Here is a 19,200-nt window from a genome sequence, read left to right on the forward strand (position 1 = left end):
ACGTTGTTGTATCTATGAACCCGAGTACCTTAAGGCAGTATCAGTTGCCGGCCGCAATGCGGTTAGGTCCGCAGGGATGTCAGCTGCTGAGTCTGCATCTGACTCCTCTGAAATATTACCTAACCTACACTTATCAATTGTTTTTTGAGCAGCATGATCTGACCAATATGATATGCATTATGAATACATAAATTTGATACTACTCCCCACCAAGGAGCATTGAAATAGGAGGGGATTTCTTTTATAAGTTTAAGATCTTCGCTTTCCTCAAGTGCCCTATTCCAACTTTCAAAGACTGTTTCAAGTCTCTGTAAGGTCTTCTTCCACTCAAAATCATTTATTGTATGTGGATTCACATAAAAAGTATCATCATTGTTTATTGAACTCTCTAATTCAAATTGTTCAACGTTATATCTCTCAAGCCACTTCTCATTCCAAAATATGAGATGATTCACGATCGACCAAATGGATTGTTTACTTTCATTCTCCCATGCAGCTTGTGTAGCATTTAAATCTTTTAAAATTTCATGGAGTGGAATGAACCAACTCTTATCGTTATAACAGGCGTTTAACTGGTCTATGAGAATAGATCTATAACTCATCCTTCTACCCCACTTTTCTATTAATCTTTCATTTATTTCGGGTAACGTTTGGGTATTCACGAAACGACCCAGCCTTAGATAGCTCTTATCTTAAGCCGGGTCGTTTGTTGTCTGCAGCGTGAATACAGTGTTATGCTCCGTTACTACCTTCGAAGCATCACCTAAAAACCATTGATCAAGATTCCAACTCTATTTTTTACTTTGGTATAAAAACTCAGCTTCACCATCTAGCAAATATCGATATTCATATAATTGCATTGTTCTTTCCCTTATTCTCTCCTTTATAACCGTGGCTAGGCTTACCGATCCTTGTGATCCAAGGTAACCATGATTAATAAATGTCTTCTCTACAAATGTTGTTTCCTTTAAATGATACTGTAACCATTCTTTCTGCGATTCAATGAGTGCTTCTCTTGGTTCTCGATCCAACTTCGAAAGAAGCTTTTTATATATTTGATTCAACTCTTTATCCCAAATCTCTGTATATTTGCCTTCCAACGCACCCCATCGCAATGTTGTGATATCCTCTTTGGAATTTACTAATTCATTTAATTCAACTTCATAATCATGATCTATAGGATTTCGAAGCATTTCATCATAAAATTCTCCTTTCAAATCATAGTTCCCAATGCTCATGGAAAACACTTCATTGTTAGAAGGATCTGATCGACCTTCAGTTATTCCTTCCGATTCTGCTCCATTACCTGTACTCACTACATCAGGAGGCAGTTCAGAATTCATTATTGATTTAGTTTCGTTGTTTAAAGTAGTCGACTGACTATTACTTTGACAAGCTGATAACACTATCGTTATAAAAAATAATAAGAGTATCTTACCTTTCATAAATGATCTCCTTAAATATCATCTTTAATATTTACCGGTAATGGTGCATAACTCCCATTCTACGACTATCGCATACTCTTTCCTTTCCCACCGAGTATGCGATAGTCGTATTACATTTGTATCTCCCATGGTATGCGAAATTACCAAATTATTCAATTCAATAATCGATCCAGCTGACTCAGTATACGACGGACGTCTTTGATACTGACACGGGTGTAGATTCCGGTGGTTTTAGAGCTTCCGTGCCCTAATAATTCTTGAATGTACCGAAGATCTTGTCCCCACTAAAAAAAAAGGCAGCCCCTCAGGGCTGCCTTCAGTTCTTCTCATACGTTCCGCATTCTTCATCCGAGTTTTCAAGCTTTCCAGCTTACAAACCCATTAATCATCTACTCCCGCTCAATCGTCACCAGCTGCTCACTCTTATCCCAGTTCACCTTCGTGCCGAAAGCGTCGGCCACAAAACGCAGCGGAACGTACAGTGAGCCGTCGCGGTTGATCACCGGCTGGGCCAAGGTAACGGCTTTGCCGTCGATCGTCGCTTGCTTGGAGCCTTCCTTGATGACGATCTGGGTGCCTTTCAGGTCATCCACCATCGTCAGCTGCTTCGTGGCCCCGTTCCATTTCAGTTGGGCATCCAGCTGATCCGCAACGTATTTGATCGGCACCATCGTCGTGTTGTTCACGATAATGGCTTCCGGGTAGTACCAGTAGTCTTCGTCGTCCTCAGCATTTTGGCGCGTTGTCAGCGAAATCTGCTTTTGCGTAATCTTCGCGTCTTCCGTCAAGAGACGGTACAGATCGGATTTCGCATCGAGATGACGGATCACTTCGCCTGGCGTCACGCCGATCAAGCTTGGTTCCCACACGCCTTTGGACGTGTCGACCTTATTCACGGTCACCGGCTGGTTGACGTTCCACGTCTCCGACTGCGAGTGAACTTTCACCTGCTTCACAGGCACGCCTTCGCCCTGCGGAATTTGGATCGTCAGGTCCATGTTCTGCTTGCGGATCTGCAGCTTGCTGTCCAGGAAGAAGTCAAGGGACAGCACGGTATCCTTGCCAAGGATCACCGACATATCGGGTTCAGCCATCATTTCTTTGACGGTGTCGTCGTATTGAGGCAGGAACTCGTTCAGCGCCTTCAGCGCTTCATCGGTAAAATAAGTCACCGCCGCGTCTTTATCCTTCAGCACGCTTTCCGGCGTGCCGAACGCTGCAGCCATATCTCCCATGTCCTCACCGGACTGGCTAAACGTAGATTCAAAGATCGGATAGTAGACGTCGTAGACGGCCGCGATCATTTCTTTCAATCCTTCTTTGTCCTGGGATACGCTGGTCAGGAAGCCTTTAACCAGGCCTGCCAGCTCATCACCGCGAATGTCGATGTGCAGCTTCTGCAGCGACAGCGATTCGCCGTTCACTTTGTCAGTCACGGAGGACAGTGCGATCGAGGACGGGTTCGGCGCGTGCTTGATCAGGAAGCCGCCAACATCCTTCGCCATTTTCAACGCGCTTTCGTTGGACATTTGAAGTCCAGTCATCGTGAGCCCTTCCATGCCTTCCATGCCGTTCAGCGGAATCACGACAGGTTGAGTCATGCCTTCAAGAGACAAGGCCAGGTTGTCCTTATCTACGGACAGATGGAACGGAATTTGCTTGCCGTTAACCTTCACGGCGCCTTCAATTGATCCGGTGTTTGGATCCTGCGTACGAGCCGAGTCAATCGTGAGCGAGATCGAGTTGATCAGGTCGATCATCTGCTTATCTTCTGCCGTCAGCCCGCTATCCGCAGGCACCAGTTCAAGCGACATCGAGGACTTCGCTTCGGACGATTTGACATCCAGGGTACTGAGCACCGCTTTGTTGACGTCCAGGCCGCCAACGGCCTGACAGCCTGCCAGCACAATCAGCATGATGGCCAGTCCAAGCGCCAATCCCCATTTGAAACGCTTCTTCATCAGTTTACCTCCCCATTATGTATGCATGGAAAAAATTCCATTTTATATAGTATGCCAGCAGGTAACACCGAATGTAAAGAACATTTCAAACCGTATATATTTAACGCTCCATTTGCGATATAATGAACATCATAAACGAGGTGAAGAAGCATGCAATCAAGTCCTTTGTGCCCCAAATTGGAAAAAGGGATGGAAATTATCAACCGGCGCTGGACCAGCCTGATCATCCATCAGCTGCTGAGCGGCCCGAAGCGTTTTTGCACCATTGAATCCTCCCTGCCGATCAGCGGCCGGTTGTTGTCGGAGCGGCTTAAGGATTTAGAGCAGGACGGTGTCGTCCGGAGAGAGGTTTTTCCGGAAACACCGGTGCGAATCGAATATTCCCTGACCGAGAAGGGCATGGCACTCGAACCGGTCATCCGGGGAATCGAGCTCTGGTCCGAGCAATGGGTCACGATTGATAATGCGGACTCCACGCCCGCCGAAGCTGCCAAGTGCTGCGAAGCGAAGCCTGCCTGCGACGAGGACCTTTAATACGTACGGATTGGATCCCCCCCTCCTCACCAACAACAAAAGGCGCCTGCTGCATGCAGAGCGCCTTTTCGATATTTCTGCCTTTATTATGGAAAATGAGCCGTCATTGCCTCCGGGCTTACTATACTTTGCGCCCAACGATGACCAAATCCCGTTCCACGCCATCCAGCTCGGCCACGCCCGGCAGCACGCCCCAATCCTCAAAGCCATAGCGGCGCAGCAGCTTCAGACTCGGTTCGTTATGCCCGAACACAAAGCCGACCAGCCGGTTCAGTCCGAAGCGTGGAGCTTCGGCCAGCGCCTTCTCCAGCAAAATCCGGCCAACGCCCGCCCCGCGGCACTCTTCCGCCACATAAATACTGATCTCCGCCGTCGCGTTGTAGGCTGCCCGCCCATAAAAAGACTGGAAGCTGAGCCAGGCCACAACTTTCCCTTCGGAACGCATGACCCACAGCGGACGGTGATGGCTGTTATGCTCATGGAACCAGGCCAGCCGGCTCTCTACCGTCACAGGCTCCAGATCCGCGGTCACCATTCTTCCCGCCACCGTCGTGTTGTAAATATCGACCACCGCCTGCAAATCCTCCAGCGCGGCGTCTTCAATGATGTAATGTTGTTGCGTCGTCATCTGCCCTGTTCAGCCTCCTACCGCTTGTCTACGAATCGTTATTTTCTATTGTAAAAGAATCCGGGAATCTGTGCTATAGGAAGCTTTTGACGCTTCACTCACCCGTCCAGTCCCACCATCTGCTCGCTCCAAGCCCACAAGCGTTTTGCACTCTCCCGGTCGGCTGCCTTGGGCTTCAGCGCCTGCTGCTTTTTCCGGTAAAAATATTTCCCGCTCACGCCCGCAACCTCCGGCGAAGCTGCCAGGTAAATGGCGGTGTCCGCCCCCTGCTCCGGCGTCAAAAACATGGGCTTCAGCGCGGCCAGCACCCGCTTGCCAAAGCCCGTATCGCGGTTCACCCCGATTTGCGTCGCGACAGCGCCGGGATGGACGCAGTTCACGGTGACCCGGGTGTTTTTCAGCCGCTCGGCCAGCTCCACCGTGAACAAAATGTTCGCGAGCTTCGACTGGGCGTACGCCTTGATCGGATTAAAGCTGCGAGACAAAAACGGATCGTCAAAATGGATGCTGCCAGCCTTATATGCTCCGGATGCAACGACCACGATTCTTCCCTGCTCTGCGGCGGTAAGCCGGTCCAGCAGCAAGTTGGTCAGCAGAAAATGGCCCAGGTGGTTCACGCCAATGTCCATTTCGAAGCCGTCGCGGGTTAGCTGCCTTTTCAGCATGACTACCCCCGCATTGTTGACCAGCACATCCAGCACCGGATAACGCGCCTTGAACGCCTCCGCAAAGCGGCGGATACCCGCCAGATCGCCTAAATCGCACAGCATCAGCTCAATCGCCTGCGAGCCGCTCCGGCGGATAGCCTCCTGCAGCGCAGCTTGGCCGCGCGACTCGCTCCGGCACACCATAATAACGTGTGCTCCCTGCTTCGCCAGTTCGACCGTCGTCGCCAGTCCCATGCCGGAGTTGGCGCCGGTCACGACTACCGTTTTTTGCTCCATGCTCACCTTGATCCCTCCCTTTACGCGTACTGCTTTTTCTAAAATACTAGCACACAGGCAAGGGAAAGCGTAGATGGTTCTGCTGAATTCCTCCCCTCTTCTTTCCGCATAGGCAGCGCCATGATATACGACTTTTCCGCGGGCTCATACTAACGTGGCATCCTGCAGGACCTGACCATAACGGACAGCATTTTTGCATCACCAAGACTCGAGGCACTTTCCAGAACTGCTTTTTCTTTTTGCAGATGAGAGGTTTATAATAGAAGCAATCCATGCTTTCACATTAAAAACATAGGAGGTGTACCGGATTTATCCGGGAAATCATGCAAATCGGACATCAGATCGTATCCATTGAGCTGTTTGCCCAGCCGACGGCCGAGCAGCCTGCTTACCAGCCGGTCCTGCTGTGGGATGAAACCGGAGCCACGCTCGTCGACACCGGCAATGTCGGCCAGTTCGACCAGGTCCAGAAAGCAATCACCGAAGCCGGTCTCACCCTGAACGATATCAAGCGCGTCATCCTCACGCACCAGGACATCGACCATATCGGCAACGTATCCCGCCTGCTTGAAGCCAATCCCGGCATCGAGATCTGGGCCCATGAAGACGATATTCCCGTCATCACCGGACAAGAGCCGCTGATCAAGGTCACGCCGGAGCGTCTCGCCCAAATGCCCGAAGCGGCCCGGGAGGCGGTTCAAAACGTTCTCGACGAGCGTTCCTCCATTTCCATCAGCCGGGTGCTGCATGACGGAGATCATCTGGAGCTGCACGGCGGCATTCAAGTAATCCATACTCCAGGGCATACACCGGGGCATATTTGTCTGTACCTTCCCAAAGAAAAGCTGCTGCTCGCAGCCGATGAGCTGACCATTCGCGAGGGTGAACTGCAGGGACCGGTACCCGGTTTCACGCCGAATATGGCACAGGCCATCGAAAGCATGGGCAAGCTGGCCGATCTGCCGCTGGATGGAGTGTTCTGCTACCACGGCGGCTTGTACGACAAGTCTCCGAACGAACGCATCCGGGAGATCATTCAAAGTCACCGGTAACCCATACGTCTATCGGCGTTATTGCGTTAAAGATGACCGCGTTTAACGGAAGTTTTCGGACCGCGTAACCATAGGATTGAAGTGACACGGGGAGCCTGGATCGGGCAGTTCGATCAACGAGCCATCGAGCCATCGGGCAATCGGACAACAACATTGACGTACACGGCCTGCCCACCAGCCCCTTCTACATAAGAAAGGATGAATAATCATGAGCAACCGAATCACCGCCTTGGAAAAGGCCATGAACGAACACGGCCTCGACAGCCTGCTCGTCACCGACCCTAAGCATGTTTTTTACCTGACCGGCTTTGCCAGCAACCCGCATGAACGGTTTCTCGGCCTGCTGCTGACCCGCGGCGAACAGCCGCTCCTGATCGTACCCGCCCTCGATGCCGAGGCCGCCCAGGCCGCATCCTCGGTAAAAAACATCATCACGCATGCCGACACGGACAATCCGTACGACCTGCTTCGGCAGCAGTTCAAGAACACGATCGGCACGCTCGGCATCGAAAAGGAACAGATCAGCGTGGCGCGCTACGAACAGCTGCAGCAGTCGGTTGGCGCCGGGCAATACGAAGATATCGGTCCGCTGCTGCGCGCGATGCGCGTCAGCAAGACACCGGAGGAAATCCAGCGCATGAAGCATGCGATTGACCTGATTGAAGAAGTGCTGCGGCAGGGCCTCTCCCGCGTGAAGCCGGGTGTGACCGAGATCGAAATCGTCGCCGAGCTTGAATATTTAATGAAGAAACTCGGTGCGGACGGTCCTTCGTTCGACACGATGGTGCTGACCGGACCGAAGACGGCGCTCCCTCACGGCACGCCAGGTCAGACCAAGATCCAGTCCGGCGACCTGCTCATGTTTGACATGGGCGTCTACGCCAACGGCTACGCTTCCGACATCACCCGAACGTTTGCGGTCGGCGACATTTCGCCGGAGCTGACGAAGATTTACAACACCGTGCTGGAAGCCAACCTGCAGGGCATTCAGGCGATCAAGCCGGGCGTGACGCTGGCTTCTATCGACCAAGCGGCCCGCCAAGTAACGGAGGACGCAGGCTACGGCCAGTACTTCATGCACCGTCTCGGGCACGGCCTCGGCATGGATGTGCACGAGTATCCGTCCGTGCACGGCGGCAATACCGACTTGACGCAGCCGGGAATGGTTTTCACCGTGGAGCCGGGCATCTATGTGCCGGGACTTGGCGGTGTGCGGATCGAAGACGATATCGTCGTCACTGACAACGGCGTTGAAGTCCTGACCTCGTATCCAAAAGAATTAACGGTAATCGGCGGCTAATGCCCTATGAAACGGCAAAACCGGAAGACCCCATCGCTAGATGGATCTTCCGGTTTTTTGTGCTGCAACCATTCAGCTTATCTATTGAACAGCGGCAATCATACAGTAGCCGTCTGCTCTGCTTAATCCTCGTCCTTGAATTTGAAATCGCGGGCGATATATAGAAACGGCGTTCCCACCGCGGTCAGCACGAACTTGATCAGATACGTCGTCAGGAAGATTTCAATCCAGACCGACAGCTCGTAACGTCCGGCAAAAGCAATCGTGCAGAAAATAAGCGTGTCCACCAGCGAGCTGATCATCGTGCTGCCGTTGTTGCGGATCCAGAACTGGTTCCGCTCGCCGAACAGCTTCCGCAGCCAGGCATACAGGCGCACGTCCAGGAACTGGCTGACGAAGTAAGCCGTCAAGCTTCCCAGCGCCAGGCGCGGCATCAGGCCGAAGATGTTCTGCAGCGATTCCTGCGCGAGGTCGCTCTCGTCCGGCGTAAAGAATAGCGCCATCTGCATCAGCAGCGTCGTCATCAGCAGCGTGAAAAAGCCGAACCACACCGCCTTCTGCGCTTCCTTCCGGCCGTATTTTTCGTTCAGCAGGTCACTGGTCATATACAAACTGACATACATCGTGTTGCCAAGCGTCAGGACGATGCCGAAAATATCGATCGTCTTCGTCACCTGAATGTTCGCGATCACCGTCGCGACCCCGATCCAGGCGTACAGCCCCTTTTTGCCGAATAAACGGTAGCACAGCAGGTACAGCGAAAAATTAACAAGTACGAACAAAATACCCCACAACAAATTGTACACTCGTGTTCCTCCTAGTTTTGATTACGCGGGATGGTTGCGAACCGCGGTTTTGAGGTCTTTGTCTATTCTATCAAACCCAAAACATGTACTACTGTATCACACGGAAACCGAAGTTGCCATGTTTTTTTCTGGGACCTGAAAATGTCTTGGGCAGGCCCCGGAACCACCGGGAGACACAGCTGCAAACAAAAACTGCCCACGTTCCGGCGTTCGCAGCCGGCATGGGCAGTCTCTTCAATGTCGCATATATAATGGATCACATTCGTTCATCGTCCTGAATAAGGCACAAGGCACGGCTTTACTGCACGTCCGAATTGGTAAAATACAGCGTCTGCGGTCCGGCCGCTCCACCGGTCAGGCTCAGCTCGGCAGCGATCGTTTTGCCCTTTTTGTTCACTGTAAACTCGGTAAACTTCCAGGCTTTCTGATAGTTTACGAACGGCGACTGCAGCAGATCCCTACCCCAGCCGATCACATAGTGGCCCGCGCCGCCGGACGGGTTATCGTACACCGAAATGACCCGCTTCACGTCCTCTTCGTTGTTGATGGCTACGCTGAGGTTGTACATGACCCCGTAGTTGCCGTTGTTGATGACGGTTCCGCCGTCCACCGCGTTCCAGCCTTCCTCATACTCACCCGGCATGCTGTCGCTCCACGGACCGCTCGCCGCTGAGGAAATGCGGATCAGCGAATTGCCGCTTGACGTATTGTAGTCCAATGTACCGGTACGGTCCGCATGAGGGAATGTTCCGCGCACGTGCACATCCTTCGGCAGAATCGGTACGTCCAATGGGTTGGCCGGCTGCTCTTTATAGCCCAGCGTCGTGACCGTGACGGTCGCGTCCCCATGCCCTTGCTGCGTATACGCGGCAAAATTGGCGATGCCGCTGGCGGTGTGCGTATTTTCCGCAAGGGCGGTCAAGTAATAGCTCTCTCCCGGCTGCAGGATTGCTTCCTTCTTCTGGGCCGCACGATTGCTCATAAAATCAGCCAAGGCCATCTGACCGGCGACATCCGGATAATAATCCGTCGCAAGCCCGATCCCCTCCGAGAACAGCATGACAGGCTCGGCGGACGTGTTGGTCACAGCCACGGCCACGGTCAGCGGCTCGCCGGTCATATTTTGATGATGCCAAAATACGCGGAACGATCCGGTCACCGCATCCCTGTAGTAAGCGCCTTCAACTTTAGGGGATTCCGGGGAGTCGCTCAGGATCAGGGATCCGCCCGTTCCCGTCAGCACCGGTTTCACCATGGGGACCGCCGGTTTCAGCGTCTCAATCGGTACCAGCTCCGCGTCGTCCGCAAAGGCCGCAGCCGATCCGGACAGCAGCAGCGTGCCCAGCAGGCCGATGTTCAGCAGCCATTTCGTCTTTTTCATGCTCATTCCCTCCTGAATTTGTAAGAGTATCCTTCCAGGTGGCGATCGTGGGATGTCATTTCGGATGGTTAACAAATTCGCGAAGGCGAAGTGTTTTCCTTTTTTTAGGGACTGCGGCCAAAGGCCCATTTCTTGGGATTGTTTCGTGACGAATCTATTTTGCCCGATGGTGCGGGGCTCTCAAACATCTCAGCGCTGTTAAGGCTTGCTGCGGCACGTATCCTTTCTCCGCGGCCCCTCCCCGCCCTGAGGACAGGTCGCTTGGGTTCGCCAGCCAGTCCTTTGGTCGCAGAAAATAACGTCGAATGGTCTAGATTTTTATTGCAATCTAAAAATGCCGATCCTCTCAAGCTATACTTTCTCATATCAAAAAAAGAAACCAAAGCCCGCAAAGGCTTTGGTTTCTTCGGACGCGTCCGCAAGCTTACGCATGCGCCGAGTCAAGCTCAACATGATTGTTGTTAAACGTATCCTGGTCATTCTCTTTCAAAATTTTACTCGAGATCAGACCGGCCGTGATCGAGTCGTTGACGTTCAGCGCCGTGCGTCCCATGTCGATCAGCGGTTCAACCGAGATCAGGAGACCGGCGAGCGCCACCGGCAGGTTCATCGTGGACAGCACGATCAGGGATGCGAAGGTGGCACCGCCGCCAACGCCGGCAACCCCGAAGGAGCTGATGGTTACGATCAGAATCAGTTTAATAATGAAATCCCAGCTTGTCGGATCGATGCCGACCGTCGGTGCGATCATTACCGCCAGCATGGCCGGATAAATACCGGCGCAGCCGTTCTGGCCGATTGTGGCACCGAAGGTTGCCGACAGGTTGGCAATCCCTTCCGATACTCCAAGCTTCTTCGTCTGGGTTTCCACGTTCAGCGGGATGGTGGCCGCACTGGAACGGGAAGTGAATGCGAAGACGAGCGTCGGAAATACTTTGCGTACGTATTGGATCGGGTTGAACCCGAACAGTGTAATCAGAATCAGATGAATGATGAACATGACGATCAGAGCCACATACGAAGCGCCGACAAACTTGGCCAGCTTCAGAATCTCATCGATATTCGTGGTAGCCGTCGTCTTCGTAATCAGGGCCAGGATGCCGTAAGGCGTCAGCCTGAGCACCAGCGTAACGATTCGCAGGACCACCGCATAGACCGCTTCGACCATCTTGCGGAAGGTAGCCGCCTGCTCCGGTTTCTTACGGTCAATGCCGAGAACGGCAACTCCGATAAAGGCCGAGAAAATGACGACGGCCAGCGTCGAGGAGCGGCGTGCCCCGGTCATATCCGCGAACGGATTGGTTGGAATGAATTCCAGCACCTGCTGCGGGATCGATTTGTCTTCGACCTCTCCCACTCTCTCTTCCAGCTTCTGACCTTGAGCTTGTTCGCGGTCGCCCGCTTGAATCTCAATCGCCTTCAGGTTGAAGGACAAGCTGGTTACGATACTTACCGAAGCTGCGATCGCCACGGTGATAAGCAGAACGGCGATGATCGAGCCGCTCATTTTGCCGAGGTTCTGTCTGCCCTTCAGGTTCATGATCGCGGAAATGATCGAAACCATGATCAATGGGATGACGACCATTTGTAACAAGCCGACATAGCCGCTGCCTACAAGGCTAAACCAGTCGGTAGACTTGCTGACGACCTCCGATTGCGTGCCGAAGGCCCATTGAAGGATAAATCCGAAAATAATACCGAGCGCCAGGCCGGTAAATACGCGTTTCGTGAACGATACGTGCTTCTTCTGCATCCAGATCAACAGGCCGATCAGAATGAGCATCACAACGACGTTCACCACAGTCCAAAGTGTGTCCATCTCTCTTTCTTTCTCCCCTCTTATAACAATAATGTTAACGCCTGTCCCTGCGGCTTGCCCGCGGGCAGGTCGCTTGCTTTTTTGGGCAATCTGTGAAACTGGACTTTAGTGTAGCATAATTCATACTATTTGGGTAGGGTTAATTTCATGTTAGAATTTGCTGTAAAAAAAGAAAAAAGAAGCCATTCGCCAAGTGTACTTCGGAATGACTTCTATTTATTACCCGCATCCTGCTCAAAACTATACCGTCTTGGCGGATATTCCCATGATTTGATACACTTGCTCCAGATTGAGATGCTCTCTGACGAGCGACGCAACCCGGTCAAACTCCTGCTCCTTCAGCCCCGATGCGGAGAAAGTCTCCTTCACCGGGCGGAGTCCTTTGCTCTCCCGGATCCGGTCAAGCCATAAACGCCGAAGCCGGTCGTTATGAAACACCCCGTGCAGATAGGTGCCCCAGATCCGCCCGTCCAGCGTCCCCCAGCCTTCAGCGGCCGGCTGCTCTCCGTCCGGCCCCAGCTTAAACACCGGGGCCATCTGCTCCCCTTTCAGGCTGCGGCTCTGCCCCATATGGATTTCGTATCCTTCGACGAAAATCGGTTCGCCGGCGGCCAGCAGGCATCGGCTCTCCGCGGACAGCAGCAGAGGAGAATGGTCCGCAACCCGGCCGGTCACCCGGACCGTGCGCTTCTCCTTCGCAAACGTCGTCGCGACCGGCAAATAGCCGAGTCCTTCCTCCTCGCGGGCAACGCCACCATCGGCGGCGTCCGGATCATGCAGCATTTTGCCGAGCATCTGGTACCCTCCGCAGATGCCGGCCAGCTGCGCATCGCCCGATTCGACGGCTGCGGCGATTGCCAGATCGAAGCCCTGGCTGCGGAGATACTGCAGGTCCCCGATCGTATCCTTCGTCCCCGGCAAGATGATCACATCCGGATGACCGAGATCGGCCGCCTTGGTAATAAAGCGGACCCGGACATCCCTTTCCTCCTGCAGCGGGTCAAAGTCAGTGAAGTTGGAAATGCGCGGATAGCGGATGACGGCAATGTCGATGTCCGCTTCCGGGCTTGACTGCCCTTTGGCGGTCAGCTCATCCAGCACGACGGAATCCTCGGCCTCAATGCGGATGTCCGGGATGTACGGAAGCACGCCGAGCACCGGAATACCGGTCCGCTCCTCCAGCCAGTCCAGCCCCGGCTGCAGCAGGGACAAGTCCCCCCGGAACTTGTTGATGATAAAACCTTTCACCCGCTGCCGTTCGTGGGGCTCCAGCAGTTCTAAGGTACCCACCAGGAACGCGAACACCCCGCCCCGGTCGATGTCCGCAACGAGCAGCACGGGCGCATCGGCCCAGCCGGCCAGGTTCATATTGACGATGTCCCGGTCCTTGAGGTTAATCTCAGCCGGGCTGCCCGCACCTTCCATCACGACGATGTCGTACTGCCCGCGAAGCCTGTCGAGGGCTTCCAGCACCGTGTCCTTCGCTTCCGGCAGAAAGCGGCTGCGGTAATCGGTCGCGCTCATGTGTGCCAGCGGGCGCCCGTGAACGACGATCTGCGAATGCATATCGCCCGTCGGCTTGATCAGGATCGGGTTCATATCGGTGGTCGCCTCGATCCCGCAAGCTTCGGCCTGCATCCCCTGCGCCCGTCCGATTTCCTTGCCGTCCGCGGTCACATAGGAATTCAGCGCCATATTTTGCGACTTGAACGGTGCCGTGCGGTATCCGTCCTGCACGAAGATGCGGCAGAGCGCCGCGGTCACGACGCTTTTGCCGACGTCCGAAGCCGTTCCCTGCAGCATCAGCACGGCTCCCGGTGAGCCGTCCTTCCGTGTTGTATCGGTTAATTCCATCGCGTCTGCCTCCTAGTCAAAAACGGTAGATGAGTATGGTCAGCACGAGCAGAAGCACAGTCTCAATGCCCTCGTTCAGCGCGCCGTAAGTATCGCCGGTTAAACCGCCGAGCATGGCGTTCATCCGCCGCCCTGCCCACCATCCGGCAGCCCATGCCGCCAAAGGAAGCAGCAGCCAGGCTAATCCGGCATGAAGCCAGGTGATGCCTCTATAATTCCAGATCCCGGCAGGTCCGTAGGGAAGCAGCGGAGACAGCAGCGCCGCGATCAGGGTGAGCCCTGCCGCCAGCAGGAAGGACTCCATGCTCTGCTTCCGGGTCATGCCATTGAAATAGCTGCCCGCCAGTCCCTCTTTGCCCCGCGCCATCGGCCAGGAAGCCATCGCATGGACCATGAACCAGCGGCTCCATACCGGCGGCAGCAGCAGAAGCAGCGGCGGGAGGCCGCCGAGCAGCAGCGAGTAAATCAGCGATGCCTTCAGCAGCAGGAGCAGCACGCAGGCCATGGCGCCCATGGCCCCGACCCGGCTGTCCTTCATGATCTCCAGCATCCGCTCCCGCGAGCGGTAGCTGAGCAGGCCGTCCGCCGTGTCCATCCAGCCGTCGAGATGCAGGCCCCCGGTCAGGCCGACCCACAGAATCAGCATGAGCACGGCGGCAGGAAGCGGCGGAAGCAGATACGAAGCGGCCGCTCCGCCGATCCAGACGGTCAAGCCGACCGCCAGCCCGACCAGCGGATAGAAGCGCGTACTCCGGCGAAATAGCTCCGGCGTATAATCCAGGGTCATCTTGACCGGAAAACGGGTCAGAAATTGAAAAGCGGCCGCAGCCGCCTGAACGTTCATTTTCATAGGTGATACTCCCTGCTCTTGAGCTCGATCGGAATGCCGGCCGTCACCAGAAAGACCTGGTCGCTGACGGCCGCTACCTTGCGGTTCAAGATGCCCGCGTAATCGCGAAACACCCGGCCCAGCCGGTATTCCGGCACGATGCCGTCGCCGACCTCATTGGTGACGAGCACCAGCGGAGCGGGATACGCCTGAATCTGATCCACGAGCTGGTTGATGGCTTCCATGAGGCGCGGTTCCATATCCTCCTCGCCCTCATGCGCCAGAAGCGTATTGGACAGCCACAAGGTCAGGCAGTCCACCAGCACGGCCGGCGCGCGATCTTCCGCGGATGAAGCTGCGCCAGCAGGATCAGCCTGCCCTGTGCGCAGCGCCTGCAGCAGCTCCGCCAGCCGCAGCGGCTCCTCCCGGGTCTCCCAGGGATACGCCGCTTCGGTGCGCTGCTGCCGATGGAGGGCGATCCGCTCCTCCATCTCCCGGTCAAAGGCCTGCGCCGTCGCCACGTACACCGCCTGCCCGGCGTGGGCCATCATCCAGCGCTCCGCAAAGGAGCTCTTGCCGCTGCGGGCGCCGCCCGTTACGAGTACGCTCACTCGGACGTCACCGCCTCGCCGCCGGAGATGCCGGCGCTTTCGAAGGTGGCCATCTCGCGCACGATGCGGGACGCCGCGTCCACCAGCGTCAGGCCGAGCACGCCGCCAGTGCCTTCGCCGATGCGCATGTCCAAGTCAAGCATCGGCGCCAGCCCGAGCTCCTGCAGCAGCAGGCGGTGCCCCTGCTCATGCGAGGCGTGGGACGCGATCATGTATTCCGCGGCCAGCGGACAGATTGCCCGCGCCAGCAGCGCGGCGGCGCTGGAAATAAATCCGTCGATGACCACGGGACATCGACGGGCGGCGGCGCCGAGGATGACGCCGGCCAGGCCGCCGATTTCGAGCCCGCCGACCTTGGCGAGCACATCGATCGGGTCGGCCGCATCCGGCGCGTTGACGGCGAGCGCCTTCTCGATGACGCCGATCTTATGAAGCAGGCGCTCGTCGGTCAGGCCTGTCCCGCGTCCGGCCGCCTCCTTGACCGGCGTGCCGGTCAGCGCGCACATGACGGCCGAGCTGGCCGTCGTGTTGCCGATGCCCATTTCGCCGGTAACGAAGATGCGGACGCCTTGCGCCACCGCTTCCTCGACGACGGCGATGCCGGTCAGGATCGACTGCTCCGCTTCCTCGCGGGTCATCGCCGGTCCCTTGGCCATATTGGCCGTCCCGTACCGCACCTTGCGGGACACCAGCTGCGGATGGGCCAGGTCGCTCTTCACCCCGATGTCGACGCAGACGATGTCCGCGGCGGCCAGCCGGGACAGCACGTTGACCGCCGCGCCTCCGGCGAGAAAATTGAGGATCATCTGCGGCGTCACTTCCTGCGGGAAGGCGCTGACGCCTTCCTCGCACACCCCATGGTCTGCGGCCATAATGATAACCTCTTTGCGCTCGAACAGCGGCTTCGTCTCGCCGGTTATGCCGGCCAGCTGGATTGCCAGCGACTCCAGCTTGCCGAGGCTGCCCGGCGGCACCGTCAGGTTGGCGATATGGGCTGCCGCCTCCTTCGACGCGGCCTCATCCAGGGGCTGAATCCGCTCCACGTACTGCTTCAAAAGTTCGTTCATCTTGCATCTACTCCCTCTCTCGTAAAACTGCCTTCAAACCGATCAACTCACAGCACGCCTACTTTCCGCACTCGTTCTCCGGGCTGCTTTAATCCTACCGCTGCCTGGTCACCAGCACCTGCGGAATACCGCTGACCGGATGGGGAACAATGACCGGCTCAATGCCGTATACCAGACGGATCGTTTCCTCGGTAAGCATGTCTTCCGGCGTTCCCATTCCGACCGCCTGCCCGTCTCTTAATACGAGCAGTTTATCACAAAACTGCGCCGCCAGGTTCAAATCATGCAGGACGGCGACGACCGTGATGCCTTCTTCCTGCCGCCACTGCGCCACCAGCTCCATGAACTGGTGCTGGTAGCGGATGTCCAGATACGTCGTCGGCTCGTCAAGCAGCAGAATCTGCGGCTCCTGCGCCATCACTTTGCCTAGGGCGACGCGCTGGCGCTGCCCGCCGCTCAGCTCATCCAGCGGGCGGTCCGCAAGCGCGTGCAGCTGCAGCTTCTCCATAATGTTCTCGATCAAGGCGTCAGGATCGCCGCCCTCGTCCCGGCCGAGCCAATCCTGGTACGGGTAACGTCCCATCTCCAGTACTTCCCTGACCGGATAATGGACAGGAGGAAGGCCGTCCTGCTGGAGAACGGCCATCATGCGGGAGAGGATTTTCCGGTTATAGGCAGAGGCTGGTTTGCCGTGAATCAGCACCTCGCCGCTGCTGACCTTCTCCACGCCGGAGATCAGCTGCAGCAGCGTTGACTTGCCGCTGCCGTTCGGCCCGATAATCCCCCACCATTCGCCTTCCTGAACCGACCAGTTGAGGCCATGGAGAGCTGTGATACCGCCATACTGTTTCCCTGCTTCCCTGATCTCGATCATGTCCATCTCCCCTTCCGCTGCTTTTTGTTCCGGTACAGCAAATAGGCAAAAAACGGAGCGCCTACGAAGGCCGTCACCACGCCGAGCGGAATCTCGGTCGGCGCCAGCAGGGAGCGGGCGATCGTGTCAGCCCAGACCATGAAGACAGCTCCGCCGATGGCCGACAGCGGAACGATCAGCCGGTAATCGGGACCGGTGATCAGTCGGATCACATGCGGAATGACGAGTCCGACGAACCCGATAATGCCCGCAACCGACACCGCGGCAGCCGTGAGCAGCGTGCTGACGAGCAGCACCCCCAGCTTCACGCCATCCACGTTCATTCCCATATGGGCCGCCTGCCGCTCACCTAAGGACAATAGATTCAGCGCGCGGGCCCGGCTCCAGACCACCGCAAATCCCACCAGAAAATACGGCAAAAGGATGGCCGTATACGACCATCCACGCAGGCTGAGGCTGCCCATTGTCCAATATATAATTTCATTGATCGTCCGGTTCGACATCGCCGAAAGGAAGGATACGACCGCTCCGAGAAAGGACTGCATCACCACGCCGGACAGAATCAGGCTGTTCGTCGGAATTTTTCCGCTCTCCCTGGCCAACGCGATGACCATCCACAGCGTCAGCATTCCGGTCACGAAAGCGACCGCAGGCAGCGTCCAGCCGCCGAAAAACGAATACTGCAGCCCGAAAAAGATCAGGAACGACGCGCCTACCGCCGACCCCGAGGAAACCCCGAGCGTAAACGGATCGGCGAGCGGGTTGCGCAGCACGCCCTGAAATCCCGAGCCGGCCACGGCCAGAGCCGCGCCGACCAGCATGCCCAGCAGAATCCGCGGCAGCCGCACCTTCACAATAATCTGCTCAAACGATGCGTTCCACGTCGGGTCGATATGGCTTCCGATCCATGGAATCCGGTGCAGCAGAATGAGGGCGATGTCCCGGATCGGCAGCGCGACCGAGCCGATCCCCAGACAGATCAGCAGGGTCAGGACGAGCAGGACGATGCCGATTCCTCCATAGCCTGCCAGCTTTTTGCTCATTATTTAAACAGGTCAGGATAGATGGCCTTCGCCACTTCCTTCAGGCCCTGCGTGACACGCGGACCCGGACGGCTCAGCAGATTGTCGTCAAGACCGATGACCGCATCGTTCTTCACGGCTGTAATCTGGTCCCAGCCGCTGCGGCCTTTAATGATGTCGCCAAGGCTTTTCTTCGTCTTCTCGTCGATGACGCTGTTGGCATACAAAATCACGTCCGGATTGTCCTTGATGATTTTCTCTTCGCTGATTTCGCTCCAGCCCTCGGTGTCCGCCGCCACGTTCACGCCGCCGGCCAGGGTGATCAGCTCATCCATGAACTCGCCCTTGCCGACCGTCCAGCCCGGGGAAAATTCGATGTATACCTTTTTCTTCTGCTCCGGCGTCAGCGATTTGACTGCTTCGGTAACCTCATTTTCCTCCTGCTTCATCTTGTCGACCACCGCTTTGGCTTCCGCCTGATGGTCAGTGATGAGGCCGTAGGTTTCGATATTTTTGATCACGTCATCGACTGTCTTCGGATCGGTCTTGAAAATTTGAATGCCAAGGTCGCGCAGCTTCTTCACCGCTTCCTCGCTCATCGAAATGCCCGTGAATACGATGTCCGGCTGGGCCGCAATGATCGCTTCCTCGTTCGGTTTAGTAATGCCGCCCATTTTCGCCTTGGACTTGGCTGCTTCCGGATAATCGTCATAATCGGATACCCCGACGATCTCGCTGTCCAGACCAATCGCGAAGAGCGCCTCCGTCTCTGCAGGAGATACCGAGATAATATGCTTCGGCGCTTCCTTGAAAGTAAAGGACTCTCCCGTCGCATCCTGAATGGTCAGCGGATAGGTTGTTTTCAGTTCGTCTGTCTTTGTCTGCGACGCACTGTTATCCGCGCTTTGCTCCGTCTGGGCAGCAGGCTGCTGCGAGGCGGAGCTGTCTTCGTTCTTGGCGCCGCAGGCGCTCAGCGATAAGGCAAGCAGCAGCGCCGCAAGGCCTGTGGACCAGCGTTTCAACGTTACGTTCATGATTTCGTTCTCTCCCTCTTTGTCTATCGAATAATTTGC

Annotated in this window: 18 protein-coding genes; 3 read left to right on the forward strand and 15 right to left on the reverse strand. The window is 55.8% G+C overall.

The annotated features are described in order from the left end of the window. Nucleotides 1–119: 119 nt before the first annotated feature. The 3 genes from K2F33_RS01460 to K2F33_RS01470 form a co-directional block, all read right to left on the reverse strand. A complete protein-coding gene (locus tag K2F33_RS01460; RefSeq protein ID WP_263880829.1) occupies nt 120–662 on the reverse strand; it encodes a DinB family protein in 543 nt (180 codons plus the stop codon). Nucleotides 663–791: 129 nt separating this feature from the next. Further along, on the reverse strand, nt 792–1,445 hold the full coding sequence (locus K2F33_RS01465; protein WP_076173406.1) for a lysozyme inhibitor LprI family protein: 654 nt from the start codon (nt 1,443–1,445) through the stop codon (nt 792–794). Nucleotides 1,446–1,834: 389 nt separating this feature from the next. Further along, the gene (locus K2F33_RS01470) at nt 1,835–3,406 is read right to left on the reverse strand and encodes a copper amine oxidase N-terminal domain-containing protein (RefSeq protein WP_263880830.1); all 1,572 of its coding nucleotides are present in this window, start codon (nt 3,404–3,406) and stop codon (nt 1,835–1,837) included. A 150-nt stretch (nt 3,407–3,556) separates the two neighbouring features. Here K2F33_RS01470 and K2F33_RS01475 point away from each other — a divergent pair, with 150 nt between their 5' ends. After that, on the forward strand, nt 3,557–3,940 hold the full coding sequence (locus K2F33_RS01475; RefSeq protein WP_084204047.1) for a winged helix-turn-helix transcriptional regulator: 384 nt from the start codon (nt 3,557–3,559) through the stop codon (nt 3,938–3,940). A gap of 121 nt (nt 3,941–4,061) precedes the next feature. On the opposite strand, the gene K2F33_RS01480 is transcribed toward K2F33_RS01475, so the two are convergent. Then, nucleotides 4,062–4,568: a GNAT family N-acetyltransferase gene (locus K2F33_RS01480; protein ID WP_089545564.1), complete on the reverse strand. Its 507-nt coding sequence runs from the start codon at nt 4,566–4,568 to the stop codon at nt 4,062–4,064. A 98-nt stretch (nt 4,569–4,666) separates the two neighbouring features. Beyond that, nucleotides 4,667–5,512, reverse strand: coding sequence for an SDR family oxidoreductase (locus K2F33_RS01485; RefSeq protein WP_263882269.1), 846 nt, complete (start codon nt 5,510–5,512; stop codon nt 4,667–4,669). A gap of 323 nt (nt 5,513–5,835) precedes the next feature. Between K2F33_RS01485 and K2F33_RS01490 the strand changes: the two genes are divergently transcribed. Beyond that, nucleotides 5,836–6,564, forward strand: a complete 729-nt coding sequence (locus K2F33_RS01490) for an MBL fold metallo-hydrolase (protein WP_263880831.1) — start codon at nt 5,836–5,838, stop codon at nt 6,562–6,564. A 208-nt stretch (nt 6,565–6,772) separates the two neighbouring features. Continuing rightward, entirely contained in the window at nt 6,773–7,864 is a 1,092-nt protein-coding gene (locus K2F33_RS01495) for a M24 family metallopeptidase (RefSeq protein ID WP_263880832.1), read from the forward strand. Between the two features lie 122 nt (nt 7,865–7,986). Here K2F33_RS01495 and K2F33_RS01500 read toward each other — a convergent pair whose 3' ends face one another. The 10 genes from K2F33_RS01500 to K2F33_RS01545 form a co-directional block, all read right to left on the reverse strand. Next, nucleotides 7,987–8,670 (reverse strand): queuosine precursor transporter, encoded by a 684-nt coding sequence (locus K2F33_RS01500; RefSeq protein WP_076173410.1) that lies wholly within the window; start codon nt 8,668–8,670, stop codon nt 7,987–7,989. A 298-nt stretch (nt 8,671–8,968) separates the two neighbouring features. Beyond that, the gene (locus K2F33_RS01505; RefSeq protein ID WP_263880833.1) at nt 8,969–10,051 is read right to left on the reverse strand and encodes a hypothetical protein; all 1,083 of its coding nucleotides are present in this window, start codon (nt 10,049–10,051) and stop codon (nt 8,969–8,971) included. A gap of 424 nt (nt 10,052–10,475) precedes the next feature. Next, on the reverse strand, nt 10,476–11,870 hold the full coding sequence (locus K2F33_RS01510) for an L-cystine transporter (protein ID WP_263880834.1): 1,395 nt from the start codon (nt 11,868–11,870) through the stop codon (nt 10,476–10,478). A gap of 240 nt (nt 11,871–12,110) precedes the next feature. Then, nucleotides 12,111–13,724, reverse strand: a complete 1,614-nt coding sequence (locus K2F33_RS01515; RefSeq protein WP_263880835.1) for a cobyric acid synthase — start codon at nt 13,722–13,724, stop codon at nt 12,111–12,113. A 16-nt stretch (nt 13,725–13,740) separates the two neighbouring features. Further along, nucleotides 13,741–14,574, reverse strand: coding sequence for an adenosylcobinamide-GDP ribazoletransferase (cobS, locus tag K2F33_RS01520; protein ID WP_263880836.1), 834 nt, complete (start codon nt 14,572–14,574; stop codon nt 13,741–13,743). After that, on the reverse strand, nt 14,571–15,164 hold the full coding sequence (gene cobU / locus K2F33_RS01525) for a bifunctional adenosylcobinamide kinase/adenosylcobinamide-phosphate guanylyltransferase (RefSeq protein WP_263880837.1): 594 nt from the start codon (nt 15,162–15,164) through the stop codon (nt 14,571–14,573). Before cobU ends, cobS begins: the two co-directional genes overlap by 4 nt. Next, entirely contained in the window at nt 15,161–16,231 is a 1,071-nt protein-coding gene (cobT, locus tag K2F33_RS01530) for a nicotinate-nucleotide--dimethylbenzimidazole phosphoribosyltransferase (protein ID WP_263880838.1), read from the reverse strand. The genes cobU and cobT overlap by 4 nt, the downstream gene beginning before the upstream one ends. 94 nt (nt 16,232–16,325) lie before the next feature. Further along, on the reverse strand, nt 16,326–17,105 hold the full coding sequence (locus K2F33_RS01535) for an ABC transporter ATP-binding protein (RefSeq protein ID WP_263880839.1): 780 nt from the start codon (nt 17,103–17,105) through the stop codon (nt 16,326–16,328). Further along, nucleotides 17,102–18,148 (reverse strand): FecCD family ABC transporter permease, encoded by a 1,047-nt coding sequence (locus K2F33_RS01540; protein WP_263880840.1) that lies wholly within the window; start codon nt 18,146–18,148, stop codon nt 17,102–17,104. The genes K2F33_RS01535 and K2F33_RS01540 overlap by 4 nt, the downstream gene beginning before the upstream one ends. Further along, complete coding sequence (locus K2F33_RS01545; protein WP_263880841.1) at nt 18,148–19,161, reverse strand: ABC transporter substrate-binding protein; 1,014 nt, start codon at nt 19,159–19,161, stop codon at nt 18,148–18,150. Before K2F33_RS01545 ends, K2F33_RS01540 begins: the two co-directional genes overlap by 1 nt. Between the last annotated feature and the right edge of the window lie 39 nt (nt 19,162–19,200).

Source organism: Paenibacillus sp. PSB04 (assembly GCF_025809195.1).
GTDB classification, from domain to species: Bacteria; Bacillota; Bacilli; order Paenibacillales; family Paenibacillaceae; genus Paenibacillus_AQ; species Paenibacillus_AQ favisporus.